Raw genomic sequence first — 13,526 nt, 5'->3', positions numbered from 1 at the left:
CGGAGGCAATATGGAAATCACTAACCCGATACTCACCGGCTTCAACCCGGACCCGTCCCTCTGCCGCCAGGGCGAGGACTACTACATCGCCACCTCGACCTTCGAGTGGTTCCCCGGCGTGCGCATCTATCACTCCCGCGACCTGAAAAACTGGTCGCTGGTCAGCACCCCGCTGGACCGCGTGTCGATGCTGGACATGAAGGGCAACCCGGACTCCGGCGGCATCTGGGCGCCGTGCCTGAGCTACGCCGACGGCAGATTCTGGCTGCTCTACACCGACGTGAAGATTGTCGACTCGCCGTGGAAAAACGGCCGCAACTTTCTCGTTACCGCGCCCTCCATTGAGGGGCCGTGGAGCGAGCCAATCCCGATGGGCAACGGCGGGTTTGACCCGTCTCTGTTCCACGACGACGATGGCCGTAAGTACTACCTCTACCGCCCGTGGGGGCCGCGCCACCACAGCAACCCGCACAACACCATCGTGTTGCAGGAGTTTGACCCGCAGACCGGCACCCTCTCGCCCGAGCGCAAAACCTTGTTTACCGGCACGCCGCTCTGCTACACCGAAGGCGCGCACCTGTACCGCCACGCGGGATGGTACTACCTGATGGTCGCCGAGGGCGGCACCAGCTACGAGCACGCCGTCGTGGTGCTGCGTTCAAAAACCATCGACGGGCCGTACGAGCTGCACCCGGAGGTGACGATGATGACCAGCTGGCACCTGCCGGAGAACCCGCTGCAGAAGAGCGGCCACGGCTCGCTGCTGCAGACCCACACCGGGGAATGGTACATGGCCTACCTCACCAGCCGCCCGCTGCGCCTGCCCGGCGTGCCGCTGCTGGCCTCCGGCGGACGCGGCTACTGCCCGCTGGGGCGCGAGACCGGCATCGCCCGCATTGAGTGGCGCGACGGCTGGCCGTACGTGGAAGGCGGCAAGCACGCGCAGCTGGCCGTAAAAGGCCCGCAGGTGGCGGAGCAGCCTGCTGCCGTTCCGGGCATCTGGCGGGACGATTTCGACGCCAGTTCGCTTGACCCGGAGCTGCAGACCCTGCGCATTCCGTTCGACGACACCCTCGGCTCGCTCACCGCGCGGCCGGGCTACTTACGGCTCTACGGCAACGACTCGCTCAACTCGACCTTTACCCAGTCGACCGTGGCGCGCCGCTGGCAGCACTTCGCCTTCCGCTCAGAAACGCGGATGCAGTTCTCGCCGGTCCACTTCCAGCAAAGCGCGGGGCTGACCTGCTACTACAACAGCAAAAACTGGAGCTACTGCTTTGTGGACTACGAGGAGGGGCAGGGGAGAACGATTAAGGTGATTCAGCTCGACCACAACGTGCCGTCGTGGCCGCTGCACGAGCAGCCCATTCCGGTGCCGGAGAGTGCGGAGAGCGTCTGGCTGCGGGTGGATGTGGATACGCTGGCCTACCGCTACAGCTACTCGTTCGACGGCGAGACGTGGCACGCCGTGCCGGTAACGTATGAGGCGTGGAAGCTGTCGGACGACTACATCGGTGGGCGCGGCTTCTTCACCGGCGCGTTTGTGGGGCTGCACTGCGAGGACATCAGCGGCGACGGCTGTCACGCGGACTTCGACTACTTCACCTACGAGCCGGCCTGACGGCTCAGGCCGGGTAGCCCAGCGCGCGTGAGAGCTGGAGCCCGGCCTGCTGAAGCTGCTCGCGGAAATTAGCCAGCTCTGCATCGTCCACGCGGGAGGTCAGCGTCGACAGGCTCAGGGCGGCAATCACGCGGGACTCGTGGTTCCACACCGGCACCGCCACGCAGCGCACGCCCTGCTCGTTCTCTTCGCGGTCCAGGGCAAAACCCTGCTCGCGGGTCTGCGCCAGGGCGCTCAGTAAGGCTTCGCGAGAGGCGAGGGTGGCGGGCGTAAAGGTAGTGTACTGATAGCCCTCCAGCAGGGCGTTCAGCTCGGCCTCGCCCAGCCAGGCAATTAACACCTTGCCGATGGCGGTGGCGTGAACCGGCAGGCGGCGGCCAATGCGCGAATAGGCGATGGCGGCCAGCTTGCCTTCGATCTTCTCGATATAAACCCCTTCACGCCCGTCCAGGATCCCCAGATGGGTGGTCTGCCCGGTCCGCTGGGACAGCTCCGTCAGCCAGCCTTTCGCCTTCTGCCGAATATCGATGGAGCCCACGACAAAATGACCGCGCTCGACCAGCTTCATGCCGAGGCGATACTTGCCGTTCTCCGGGTTCTGATCGATATAGCCATGAAGCTGCAGGGTTTTCAGCAGCGAGTGGAGGGTACTCTTGCTCAGCCCCATCAGTTTGCTGATGTCGGTGATCTTAAGCTCGGTGGCCTGCTCGTTGAACAGGTCGAGGATCTGCAACGCACGTTCAACAGACTGAATAATCGGCATAATGCTGGTATGTCCACGCTGGAATTAAGGCGAAAACGTACCTTTTTCAGGGTGAAAAATCAATGAAATGGAGGTAAAAGCAAAAACGACAACAAGGTTGTCGTTTTTTAGTGTTTTCCCCCTCTCCCTGTGGGAGAGGGCCGGGGTGAGGGCACCAGCGCGCAGAGGACCCAATCACTCCCCAAGCGTCGCCACCATCACCGCCTTAATCGTATGCATCCGGTTTTCCGCCTGGTCAAACACGATGCTCGCCGCCGACTCAAACACCTCGTCCGTCACTTCCATCCCGCCGTGCAGATCGAACTCTTTCGCCATCTGCTTGCCGAGGGTAGTCTGGTCGTCATGGAACGCGGGCAGACAGTGCAGGAACTTCACGTCCGGGTTGCCGGTGAGCGCCATCATCTGCGCGTTCACCTGATACCCGCGCAGCAGCGCGATACGCTCCGCCCACTTCTCTTTGGCTTCGCCCATCGACACCCACACGTCGGTATAGATAAAGTCCGCGCCCTTCACGCCCGCCGCCACGTCTTCCGTCAGGGTGATTTTGCCGCCGTGCTTCTGGGCCAGCGCGCTGCACTCCGCCACAAGGCTCTCTTCCGGCCAGCAGGCCTTCGGAGCCACCAGACGCAGATCCAGCCCGGTCAGCGCCGCCGCTTCCAGCATCGAGTTGCCCATGTTGTTGCGCGCGTCGCCCGCGTAGACCAGCGTCATCTCGTTAAACGCCTTGCCCGGCAGGTGCTCCTGCATGGTCAGCAGGTCCGCCAGCAGCTGTGTCGGGTGGAACTCGTTGGTCAGCCCGTTCCACACCGGCACGCCCGCGTACTGCGCCAGCGTCTCAACCACTTCCTGGCCGTGACCGCGATACTGAATGCCGTCGTACATCCGCCCGAGCACGCGCGCGGTGTCCTTAATTGACTCTTTATGCCCAATCTGGCTGCCGCTCGGCCCTAAATAGGTAACGCGCGCGCCCTGGTCAAATGCGGCAACTTCGAAAGAGCATCGTGTACGGGTTGAGTCTTTTTCGAAGATGAGCGCGATGTTTTTACCGGTAAGCTTCTGTACTTCCTTGCCATTTTTCTTATCGGCTTTGAGCTGTGCGGCAAGAGTCAGCAGAGAATTGAACTGTGCAGGGGTAAAGTCGAGCAATTTCAGAAAGTGTTTCTTGTACAGATCAGACATTTTATCCTCACATGGCGAACGCCACTTATTGAATTAAAATTCACTTTATATGTGTAATTATTCATTTGCAACCCCGTTTCACAAATCTTTCCAACAAAGGTGGAGGCAAACCCGTCCGTGTGTGAAAATAGAAGTATCTGCCGCACTTTAAAGAGGATTGAGCCATGGCAAACCCGGAACACCTGGAAGAGCAACGCGAAGAAACGCGTCTGATTATTGAAGAGCTGCTGGAAGACGGTAGCGATCCGGACGCGCTGTACACCATCGAGCACCATTTCTCTGCGGATGATTTCGACGCGCTGGAAAAACTGGCGGTAGAGGCCTTCAAGCTGGGCTACGAAGTAACCGAGCCGGAAGAGCTGGAAGTGGAAGAGGGCGATACCGTCATCTGCTGCGACATCCTGAGCGAAGGCGCGCTGAAGGCGGAGCTGATCGACGCGCAGGTAGAACAGCTGATGAACCTGGCCGAGAAGTTTGAAGTGGAATACGACGGCTGGGGAACCTACTTCGAAGATCCGAACGGTGAAGACGGCGAAGAAGGCGACGACGAAGATTTCGTCGACGAAGACGACGACGGCGTGCGTCACTAAGCGTTTCAGGCGGTGGCGCGCGCCACCGCTTTTTCAAGGCAGAACCATGGATTACCCGCAGATACTCGCCCCCGTACTCAACTTCCTCCAGTGCCCGACCCCGCAAGCATGGATTGATAAAGCCCGCGACCCGGCGAACCTGCCGCTGCTGCTCACCGACCACATGGTGTGCGAGCTCAAGGCCGCCCAGACTGCTCTGCTGCTAGTGCGTAAATACGTCGCCGACGAAAGCGGTGCCGACGCGCTGCTCGACTGGCTCAAGCCCTACGAACAGTTCACCTTCCGCGACGGCCCGGAGCCGGACTTCATCGCCCTGCACAGGCAGATTGGCAAAAGCGTGATGCCCAAAACCGACGACCCGTGGGGCCAGGCGCTCATCGACAGCATGGTGCTGCTGATTAAAGAGGAGCTGCACCACTTTTGGCAGGTGCGCGAGGCGATGCTGGCCCGCGACATTCCGTACGTCAAAATCACCGCCAGCCGCTACGCCAAAGGGATGCTGAAGGAAGTGCGCACCCACGAACCGCTGACGCTGATCGACAAGCTCATCTGCGGCGCCTACATCGAAGCCCGCTCCTGCGAACGCTTCGCCGCGCTGGCCCCGTTCCTCGACGACGACCTGCAGAAGTTCTATCTCTCGCTGCTGCGCTCGGAAGCGCGCCATTATCAGGACTACCTGACGCTGGCCCAGCAGGTGAGCGACGACGATATCTCACCGCGGATAAAGCTTTTTGGCGAAATTGAAGCCACACTTATCTCGACACCGGACAACGAGTTTCGCTTCCACAGCGGCGTGCCGGTGTAAACCGGCATAACTCAAGGATAAGGATGCGAGATGAATAAAACGTGGACCCGTATTGTGATTGTCGTCATTGCGGCTGCCGCCGTGGCTTTCTGGGTGTTTTTCGACAGGCAGCGAGCCCCGGAACGGCAGATGGACAACGCCCTCAACGCGATGCCCGCCTGGCAGGTGATTAAGGAGCAGGAGCCCGCGCTGCATCAGCGTATCCTCGACCAGATGGCCGCCTTGCAAAAAGCGGGCGAGCCGGAGCAGCAGATTATCGACACCATCCAGCCGCAGATCCTGCATCTGCAGATGTCGCGCCTGCAGAACGCCCCGGACGCCAACGTGGTGAACTACATGACCATCAACATGGAGCAGACCGCCGCCATCCAGAAGGTGAGCGACGACGCCTGCTTCCGCTTCCTCTACCCGATGGTGAAGGGCGGCATCAACCCGATGCGCATGCTGGATAAAGACCTGATGGCGCGGCGCATGCAGGCCGACGCCGACATGATGCGCGCGGCCTACGGCAAAAACAGCCACACCGTGACTCCGGCCGAGCGCGAGGCGGCTGTCGAGGATGTGAGACCGATTATGAAGCAACTTGCCGACAAGTACGGCGAGGACATCCAGCTGCTGCAGACACCGGAGAAGGCGGCGGGCAAAGAGAAGCTCTCCTGCGATATGGTGCAGGAGATGTGGGCCAAGGTGCTGGCGCTGCCGGAGCAGAAGGCGGCGAGGGTGATTCGGCTGGCGGTGTCTGAGCTGGAGTGACGAAGGGCGCTGGTTTTTTGGGCACTTAGCGCAGGTTTAGCGCGTCGTCGCTTGCATGGCGGCGCGCGACAGGTATAATCCACAACGTTTCCGCATCCCCTTCAGTGCCGAAGTGGCGAAATCGGTAGACGCAGTTGATTCAAAATCAACCGTAGAAATACGTGCCGGTTCGAGTCCGGCCTTCGGCACCATAAGATGCAAATTAAAGTCGCTTAAGGGCGGCTTTTTTGCTTCTAAAATCCAGTGTCCGCAAGGCTTCGCCCCGCTTTTCAGTCAACCGACGTCAATCTTAGTTACTCTACATCAACAAGCTTGTGAGTATAGAGCCGAATATATGCTGGTTCGATAATGCTTATATACTCACAGCAGCATATGGAAGGAATGCCATCATGGCCCTGATTGTTACCAAGGTGAGGTCAGTCCAATTGAGCCTGCGGTTCTGAACTTAACGGGGACTGGCTTAACGAAAGCTCAGTGTAAGCAAAAGTGAAATTACTACCCATCCAGTGTCGGGACGTTCATAACGAATTACTGAACTATCCAATTGATAAAATGAGAAATTTATTCTAATTAAATAGTTAAAAGAACATAGCGCTAATAACGCGCCGCCTGAACTATGTCCCCACATTGTTAACCGTTAGAGCCCCTCATAAAATTTCTGGTAGCTGATTCCAGCAGCCCGGACTTTCAGTGTCAAAAAACTCTATCATAGTTTTTTGCCCAAGATTATCTTTGATTAATTGATTAGCTCTATTGCAATATGCTTGGTCTCTTCTGAAAACAGATACCGCGACTCGCTTTATACCCGTTCCTGCCATTCGTTTTAGCAGATGTATATCATGCTCGCCCATTCCCCAGCCTAAAATCACAAGATTCTCACGTTGTTCTGCGAGAACTTCCCGGTAAACCGTTGATAGATAGAAACTGCTTTGAATCGAGTTTACTTTTTGTTCATGCGTCCCTTCGCTCACAAACAGCGGAACGACTTCCTCGCTTTGCCAACGTTTCAGAATCGACTCAAGTAAACCCGCCTTCTGGATATGAATTTTACTCTCCTGTTCAATGCGATTTCGACACAATATGAGACTGCCATGCGGATAAAAAACAAGCGTATTAGACTGTTCATCTCCAAGCATTCCTCTTAACCGCTGCCAATCCTGCTCAAAAAGACCTCTGGCAAGAAAGCAGTCCTTAAATCGATGATGATCTTTGATATCCAAGCCATATGTCATTGCCCAGTAGACGATCAGGTCATAGTTAAGCGAAATAACCGTGTTGAATTTTTTTAGAAACTCGTAAATATATGGCAGTTGTTCATTAATTTCATCATGCTCAGGATGCACATCCCTTACAGCCTCAATGAGGGATTCACGGATTCGGAGGTAGGCCTCATGGGTGCGGTCATCCTCAATTTCTAAAGATTTATTGACGTTAGACGCCTGCCAAACAATACGCAGAATAAGTTCGAAATCTTTAGTTTTAAAAAAGTCAAAAAGTCTGCGTACATCTGCCTCTAGGCTCTCTCTTTGCGTTACATGTTCAAACAGAGATCCATATGCAAAACGAGGACTAACGGCGATGCTTGCGCCGTTGCCCAGTAAAATAGTCCCATCGTATTGTGGTGCTAGCTCAGACCAAGAAAGAATGGAAAACGACATTTTAGCTATCCTCTCCGATAGTGAATTTTTTTTAAATAACAAACATTTTACAGCGCAAGTCTAACTGTTTGAATTTTTTCGTCATCATTTCAACAATCTCACTAACTGAAGGGGGGAATTGTCTTTGTTTTCAGTCAGTTCAATACTTTGCTACATAGCCAGCACATTTATCCATATAGATATTATCTTCATGATTTTATAGACTATCTAGATAAGAATATCCCTTTCAGGAAAATGATCGATGCCCCGATTAAGGAATACTATTTTATGGTCAGGTCATGAGCACTAAAGCCGTCACGAGAGACAATCATTTAACGGAACTTCACGAAGCGGGATTCAGTTTCTATGAGTTTTTTGCGGGGGGCGGTATGGCCAGGGCTGGGCTGGGAAAACATTGGCAATGTCTGTTTGCCAACGATATGGACCCGGTAAAAGCATCGACATACATCGACAACTGGGGCGACGAACATTTCGACATGCGTGATGTACGCGAAGTAGCCCCCGATGAACTGCCACTTCATGCCGATTTAAGCTGGGCCTCATTTCCCTGCCAGGATTTATCGCTGGCCGGCAATGGCCTGGGGATTGGCGAAAGAGATTCCAGCGCGGATGAGACCACGCGTTCCGGCGCAGTATGGCCGTTCCTCGATTTAATAAGCAGGCTCAGCGAGGAAAACCGTAAGCCGCCGATTCTTGTTCTTGAAAATGTTCTTGGGTTGCTAACGCTGAATCAAGGTAGCCATTTCGCTGCTATATGTCATCAGTTAAGTAAAACTGGCTACCGATATGGCGCAATGATCATTGATGCGAAGCATTTTCTTCCACAGTCCAGGCCCCGCGTATTTCTTGTGGCGATTAGTCGCCATGTTTCCATTCCCGAATGTTTGGTTTCAGAAGAACCTTTGCCGCAATGGCATTCTCCTTCGCTCATTCGAGCCTGCGAAGCGCTTATAAAGGATGACCGCAATGACTGGGTCTGGTGGTCGCCAGGCAATATGCCAGGAGCAAGAACGAAGGAATTAGATGACTTAATTGATTTTGAGGATGATAACGCGCTTTGGCATTCTTTCGATGAAACACAACGGCTGATCGGTATGATGGCACCGGCGAATCTGTCGCGTCTGGCGAAGGCGCAGGCATCTGGCGTGGCAATTGTAGGCAGCCTTTATTTACGCATGCGCAAAGAAAAAGGTGTCAACAGGCAACGGACCGAAATTACGTTCTCGCCCGTTCTTGGTTGTCTTAGAACACCAAAAGGCGGGGCTTCACGTCCGCGTATTATTGTTGTTAAGGGCAACCAGGTGAAAACGCGTTTGTTATCGGTCAAAGAAGCGGGGGCGTTGATGGGTTTGCCGGATGATTTTATTCTTCCGGCGGCTTATCAATCGGCGTTTAAAGTGATCGGTGACGGCCTCGCCGTTCCTTCCGTCCGTTTTCTGGCCGAGCGTATTTTGGAGCCACTGGCTATGGCTGTCCGAACTAGTACCCATCGGACGGAGGATATTCGCGAATGAATTGGACGCCGCCCGTTACGCCTGATGGTTGGGAAAGTAAACTGATTGATTATTTTCTCCGGTTCCGCGCTGACGGCGACGCGCAGGATATTCGCTGGTTTGAAGTTACGCCGACGACGCTCGCGGCGGCATTCGCCGAAAGCGGGGTTAGCGCGGATGAAGCTGAAGAAGCGTTTCGAAAATGTATGTCGAAAATACGGGATCTGCCGCAGCGCCTGGAAAGCGGTATGATGGAAAAGTCGACTCGTCGATCGCCCGGATATTTTACTTATCTTATCATGACGCTGCTTATCAGCAGTCAATTCGACGCGCAGGACGAACGTAATGATTTTCGCCTGAAATTACAGAACTGGCTGCAGGTCACTCATAGTTTTCAAAACTTATCCGGCATTAACAAGATGTGGGAGGCATTGGCCGAATGGCTTAGGCACCGTATTCAGGAAGGCGAACCCTACAGGCGTCTTATCTTGCCGCCACGGGATGGCTGGGTCCAGATCGGTCACACCTTGCGACTAGCATTCCCGAATAAAGCCGATCTGCGGCTGATGAGCGAATGTCTTGAGAGCTATCCGCAAGCCGCCGCTAACCCGCGCCAGTTAATCGAGTACTTTCAAATTTTTATTCAAAGACAGGGTGTTTCTCATGCGCTGAAGGAGGCTTTCACTGAATTCAGAGACGCGTGGTTATTGGGACGTCGCGCACTGTTCGATATGCCCTTCTGGCGCTTGCGCCAACGAGCAGTGCAGATATCGTCCTGTGTAATGACTCACCAAACTATCATTGATATGTACCTCGACTTCGACGGTTCGCGGTGCTATTTCAGCGTCGCAGGCGAGAGTGACGAAAGGGTTTTTCATTCTACGTTATCCGAAGCCCTTATCGCTCGCGACGCCGCAAACAGCGGAAATCTGGGGAAAGCAACGCAGGTAGGCTTACTCTTTTTTTATGAAATCGGACACGGGCGCTGGAGAGCGACATCGTCCCCCGACGTAGATTCTCAACGTTTTCATATCGCTTTATCCAGTAAACACTCTGTACAAATAAGTAAGCGCCTTAATGGATATATTACAGAAGACGAGTGGATTTTAACGGCGCAGGCGCTGAACAGATTTTCAGCGGTGGATATATTCCGCTCAATAAGCTCCTCTTCGAGTATTCAGGATGACGACGTTATCCGCCCTCAGCTATATGGGGGAATACGCGTCCCTGGCGGATGGCTAGGATTACCTGCATTTTTGCCTTTTGTTGAGTCAGATACGCGAAGCTACAGAATATATGCATCCGGGAATGTTGATGCAAGGACAAACGTTTCTGTAATAGATGGTCGTTTGATTTCTTCTGTACCGCTTAACGGTGAAATTTTCATCGAGCCAACCCTTGATACAGGTGAGAAAACGCCGCCGTGGCGCCGGCGCGCGCGTTTTTTCACTCGTGCCGTACCGCACCCGACTTTAGGCGAAAGCGCAAGATACCGGTTTGAGCCGTTTTGTGACTGGTCGACGTCTTCACTTAAGTTGCCGGCGTTTAATTTCGAAGAAAAATTTCAGTGGGAAGATAGCGAAGAATGCTGCGATCATCTTTTGGAGGTGATTTACGCCAGCGGAGCCAGCGGTTGGGAAGAAGCTGAGTTATTTGCGCTTCTCAGACATGTGGACGGTAATATCAACGTATGGCATTTGATTCGTTGTTTACAAAATGCAGGTCTGATCGAGCCACGCCTGCGTTCTGGGTGGAAAGGTCGGGCATGGACGCTGGTTAAACCTTCATTGCTTCATATTCGCAATGGAGAAAATTCTCTTGTGGTTGTGGAAGGTGCGGTCTGTGCCAGTCTGATCGATGATTTTAAAAAAGCGGTCGCCGGACTGGGCGGAGAAAGTTTCCGTCGTCGCGGCGTAAGCCTCTGGTCGCCCCCTGTATTTGGGGCCGCACTCGCTAATCCGGATTCGTTATCCCAGCGTCTAGGATGGCCGCTTATCGAAATCCCATCATCACCCGATACATTACCTCTTTCACTGGTCACAACGGAACGCTCCGCTGAATTACACGAGTCAGTGGCGATCTGGAACTGGCGTTCAGGAAGATTTCAGCAGCATGGTTCCAAGGATAAAGAGTCTGCTTCGCTGTCACTTCATATTCACCCTGGCGGACGGGATCATGATATCTATCGAGTTGTTTCCGGAAGAAAAACAACACATTATCTTTCTAGAACTGCAGCTATTATCGCCGCTGGCGCAAAAAATCGGGAACCCATTTTTGAACGCGTCACCAAAAATCATCTGCTATGTCTTATCAATGATTGCGGCCTTCCCGACGCACTAGCTGCGGGAATACGGCGTTATACGCTTAGAAACGGAGGTCCGTTTGACTCCGGCTACGCATATCCTGTTGATGATGTCTCTTTCCTCTGGTTAGAGTCACTGCTACCGGGATGTTTCTATTCCCTTTCTCCAAACGGCGAGGGTGATTTGAGCAGCATAATCTCCGCCAGTCGCCATTCCGGGGGAAAAGTGCGTCTGATATGGCGAAATGGTCAGCTAAAGCTGACGTAGGGATAATAAGGAAAATTAAATATGGGCAAAATCCCTTGGTATCTTGGTCAATTTGATCGCAGAAATTATCAGTCTTACCTTAAAGCTATTGCACAGGAAACGCCTGTTGGTTGGCGTTCGATCGATAACCCTAAGAAACTGTTTCCTCGCACGGGAGAAGTTGAGTTTAACGAGGCTGTGGCTTTGTCGCTTCGTAAGGGAGATTGGGCCGCTTTTCATGTTGGGCCTGGCACTCGCAACAGAGCACAGGCGAAACATGCCCGCCGTATTTATCCTTATTATGATTTATCTTCTGGCCAGACACTATTGGAAACGCGTCGCCAACTGAGTTTCGATGGTATAACAACAGATGGCGAGCCGGGATTATGGGCTATTCGTTTTGGCGCGGATGGCCTGATTTTGGCAAATCTAGCTGAGTCGAAATCAGGTTGTCTGATCCTGTCTAAAAGCCAGAACGTATATGAATATGATTTTCATGGAGGTGTCGTAATTTCCGTATCTGGCATATCTGAAAGCGGAAAATTGTTTTATATGCCTGATGTCGATGCGTCACCTGCTTATATCCATGACTGGACGCCGGATAAGCAGTACATCGAAAACGTTATTCAAATACTTTCCTGCGCTGATTCGACAGCAGCAATTGCTTCATGGCTTCGGGTGCACACAAATGAGCAAAACGGAAAATTAACTTCTGGAGTCAATGACCTTCTGGCTGCAGCTCAAACGCTCCGGGCAGGAGAGTTGGCTAAGAAACTGGAAGAAGAGGATTCGTTGACTCGTCAGTTTACAGAAGCCGTCTTGAAGGACCAGTATATCGCCCAGCTTCTCGAGCATCAGATACAAAAAATCGCGGAAGAAGAGCGAGTCGCGTTGCGTGCCGAACAGTATAGATCGCTTGATAAAGAGTTTTCTACTGAACGACTGCGACGTCGTGAAGTTATTGAAACGGAAATGTCTGTTTTTGTGAAGACAAGGAAATGCGAGCTTGAAGAGGAGATTGCACAATTACGACAGCTCGAAGAAGAAAAACTGCAGATTGATTTTGCAAAAAAGCAAGCGGACTTAGAACGAACGCTCAAACAGGAAAAAGAGTATCTTGAAAACGAAATTAGCCGTTTGAAAGACGCTTGCGCTGAGTTATGTGCTCAGAACGCAAATCAGCATCAGATACTCACTACCCTGATCAGCGAGCATAAATCATGTTTGGCATCTTTAACCGATGTCAAAGAATGTACTGCTCAGGCAAAAAATGAACTCGAAAAAATGGATATCGCCATTGCCGAGAAGGCTCGTCGAATGGCTTACTCAGCAATCCCCGAAGTACGCCTTCCAGCGCAAGCAAGAGTAATATCCTGTGAAGAATTCGGTCATAGCGTTAGAGAGAACAAGTTACTGACACCCGATGGAAAGATACTCATGACGCAATTTCTTGCGTTGATGTTGGCTGGTGAGTGTCCGTTGCTATATGGCCCAGAAACACAAGACTTCCTTGCTATTGCCGAATCGCTAATTTCTTCAGGCCGCTCCATCCGATTGGTTGCCGATCCGACGATGATTTCCTGTGGGGATCTTTGGGTTCGTGCAGGAAATCATCTGGCGACGCCGCTTTACCAGGGTTTATTGTTGAGTGAGTCTTCTTATCCCAGAACGATCCTCGCCGTCATTGAGCGTGTCGAATGTTCCGCTGCGCGTTTCTGGTTGCCAGCACTGAAAGAACAATTGTACGGTGGTGATTTCCCCCGACGCTTTCTGATTTGCGGCACGATTGAAAACGAAGATTGTGAAGAAACGGAGAAAATGAAGGAACAACATCTTCGCCTGCGAATGGAAAATGTTGTCATTCGGAATGCGATTGCGTTATCCCCTTTACATCTTTCTTCAGAAAATCATAGCGAGCTGGATCCCGGCCCGGCATCGCAAGGCTCTCTCCCGGACAGACTCGCTATTGCGGATGAAATGTCAGCTGGACGTTTGGATCTGGCATATACACTACGGGCGATGAGAACAGCGCATGAAGTCGGGCTGCTTGATGCTCAAAACAAATCGATGTATCAGGAAAATTTAATAGATTTATACGCCGAAATTAAAGAATAA

11 protein-coding genes and 1 tRNA gene are annotated in these 13,526 nt (G+C 53.0%); 8 read left to right on the top strand and 4 right to left on the bottom strand.

Annotation, left to right across the window (positions count from 1 at the left end):
* Window positions 1-10 precede the first annotated feature (10 nt).
* Entirely contained in the window at window positions 11-1,621 is a 1,611-nt protein-coding gene (locus IM304_RS06895) for a glycoside hydrolase family 43 protein (protein ID WP_193354841.1), read from the top strand.
* A gap of 4 nt (window positions 1,622-1,625) precedes the next feature.
* On the opposite strand, the gene xynR is transcribed toward IM304_RS06895, so the two are convergent.
* The 3 genes from xynR to IM304_RS22240 form a co-directional block, all read right to left on the bottom strand.
* A complete protein-coding gene (gene xynR, locus IM304_RS06890) occupies window positions 1,626-2,384 on the bottom strand; it encodes a DNA-binding transcriptional repressor XynR (protein ID WP_193354840.1) in 759 nt (252 codons plus the stop codon).
* A 174-nt stretch (window positions 2,385-2,558) separates the two neighbouring features.
* Window positions 2,559-3,563, bottom strand: coding sequence for an ornithine carbamoyltransferase (gene argF / locus IM304_RS06885; RefSeq protein ID WP_193354839.1), 1,005 nt, complete (start codon window positions 3,561-3,563; stop codon window positions 2,559-2,561).
* Window positions 3,533-3,628, bottom strand: coding sequence for a hypothetical protein (locus IM304_RS22240; RefSeq protein ID WP_213014347.1), 96 nt, complete (start codon window positions 3,626-3,628; stop codon window positions 3,533-3,535). Before IM304_RS22240 ends, argF begins: the two co-directional genes overlap by 31 nt.
* A gap of 99 nt (window positions 3,629-3,727) precedes the next feature.
* Here IM304_RS22240 and rraB point away from each other — a divergent pair, with 99 nt between their 5' ends.
* The 4 genes from rraB to IM304_RS06865 all read left to right on the top strand — a co-directional run bounded on the left by rraB (window position 3,728) and on the right by IM304_RS06865 (window position 5,902).
* Complete coding sequence (rraB, locus tag IM304_RS06880) at window positions 3,728-4,153, top strand: ribonuclease E inhibitor RraB (protein ID WP_039261087.1); 426 nt, start codon at window positions 3,728-3,730, stop codon at window positions 4,151-4,153.
* Window positions 4,154-4,199: 46 nt separating this feature from the next.
* Window positions 4,200-4,958: a tRNA isopentenyl-2-thiomethyl-A-37 hydroxylase MiaE gene (gene miaE / locus IM304_RS06875; protein WP_003862942.1), complete on the top strand. Its 759-nt coding sequence runs from the start codon at window positions 4,200-4,202 to the stop codon at window positions 4,956-4,958.
* 30 nt (window positions 4,959-4,988) lie between these two features.
* Window positions 4,989-5,711: a topoisomerase II gene (locus IM304_RS06870; protein WP_193354838.1), complete on the top strand. Its 723-nt coding sequence runs from the start codon at window positions 4,989-4,991 to the stop codon at window positions 5,709-5,711.
* A 106-nt stretch (window positions 5,712-5,817) separates the two neighbouring features.
* Window positions 5,818-5,902 (top strand) — tRNA-Leu (locus IM304_RS06865).
* Window positions 5,903-6,358: 456 nt separating this feature from the next.
* Here IM304_RS06865 and IM304_RS06860 read toward each other — a convergent pair.
* Window positions 6,359-7,369 carry a DUF4917 family protein gene (locus IM304_RS06860; protein WP_193354837.1) on the bottom strand — a complete coding sequence of 337 codons (1,011 nt, stop codon included), beginning with the start codon at window positions 7,367-7,369 and terminating at the stop codon, window positions 6,359-6,361.
* Between the two features lie 278 nt (window positions 7,370-7,647).
* On the opposite strand from IM304_RS06860, the gene IM304_RS06855 reads away from it, so the two are divergent.
* The 3 genes from IM304_RS06855 to IM304_RS06845 are packed head-to-tail and all read left to right on the top strand — an operon-like array spanning window position 7,648 to window position 13,526.
* Complete coding sequence (locus tag IM304_RS06855) at window positions 7,648-8,883, top strand: DNA cytosine methyltransferase (protein ID WP_193354836.1); 1,236 nt, start codon at window positions 7,648-7,650, stop codon at window positions 8,881-8,883.
* Entirely contained in the window at window positions 8,880-11,432 is a 2,553-nt protein-coding gene (locus IM304_RS06850) for a hypothetical protein (protein ID WP_193354835.1), read from the top strand. The genes IM304_RS06855 and IM304_RS06850 overlap by 4 nt, the downstream gene beginning before the upstream one ends.
* 21 nt (window positions 11,433-11,453) lie before the next feature.
* Window positions 11,454-13,526: a hypothetical protein gene (locus IM304_RS06845; protein ID WP_193354834.1), complete on the top strand. Its 2,073-nt coding sequence runs from the start codon at window positions 11,454-11,456 to the stop codon at window positions 13,524-13,526.

Source organism: Enterobacter cloacae complex sp. P40C2 (genome assembly GCF_014930695.1).
In the GTDB taxonomy this organism is placed as follows: Bacteria; Pseudomonadota; Gammaproteobacteria; order Enterobacterales; family Enterobacteriaceae; genus Enterobacter; species Enterobacter pasteurii.
Note: the sequence above shows the minus strand (reverse complement) of the source record. Positions and strands in the feature narration are given on the sequence as shown.

What these genes read in the sequence shown, in the direction of transcription:
- IM304_RS06895 (WP_193354841.1), top strand. Translation starts at nt 11, where the DNA reads ATGGAAATCACTAACCCGATACTCACCGGCTTCAACCCGGACCCGTCC.
- xynR (WP_193354840.1), bottom strand. Translation starts at nt 2,384, where the DNA reads ATGCCGATTATTCAGTCTGTTGAACGTGCGTTGCAGATCCTCGACCTG.
- argF (WP_193354839.1), bottom strand. Translation starts at nt 3,563, where the DNA reads ATGTCTGATCTGTACAAGAAACACTTTCTGAAATTGCTCGACTTTACC.
- IM304_RS22240 (WP_213014347.1), bottom strand. Translation starts at nt 3,628, where the DNA reads ATGAATAATTACACATATAAAGTGAATTTTAATTCAATAAGTGGCGTT.
- rraB (WP_039261087.1), top strand. Translation starts at nt 3,728, where the DNA reads ATGGCAAACCCGGAACACCTGGAAGAGCAACGCGAAGAAACGCGTCTG.
- miaE (WP_003862942.1), top strand. Translation starts at nt 4,200, where the DNA reads ATGGATTACCCGCAGATACTCGCCCCCGTACTCAACTTCCTCCAGTGC.
- IM304_RS06870 (WP_193354838.1), top strand. Translation starts at nt 4,989, where the DNA reads ATGAATAAAACGTGGACCCGTATTGTGATTGTCGTCATTGCGGCTGCC.
- IM304_RS06860 (WP_193354837.1), bottom strand. Translation starts at nt 7,369, where the DNA reads ATGTCGTTTTCCATTCTTTCTTGGTCTGAGCTAGCACCACAATACGAT.
- IM304_RS06855 (WP_193354836.1), top strand. Translation starts at nt 7,648, where the DNA reads ATGAGCACTAAAGCCGTCACGAGAGACAATCATTTAACGGAACTTCAC.
- IM304_RS06850 (WP_193354835.1), top strand. Translation starts at nt 8,880, where the DNA reads ATGAATTGGACGCCGCCCGTTACGCCTGATGGTTGGGAAAGTAAACTG.
- IM304_RS06845 (WP_193354834.1), top strand. Translation starts at nt 11,454, where the DNA reads ATGGGCAAAATCCCTTGGTATCTTGGTCAATTTGATCGCAGAAATTAT.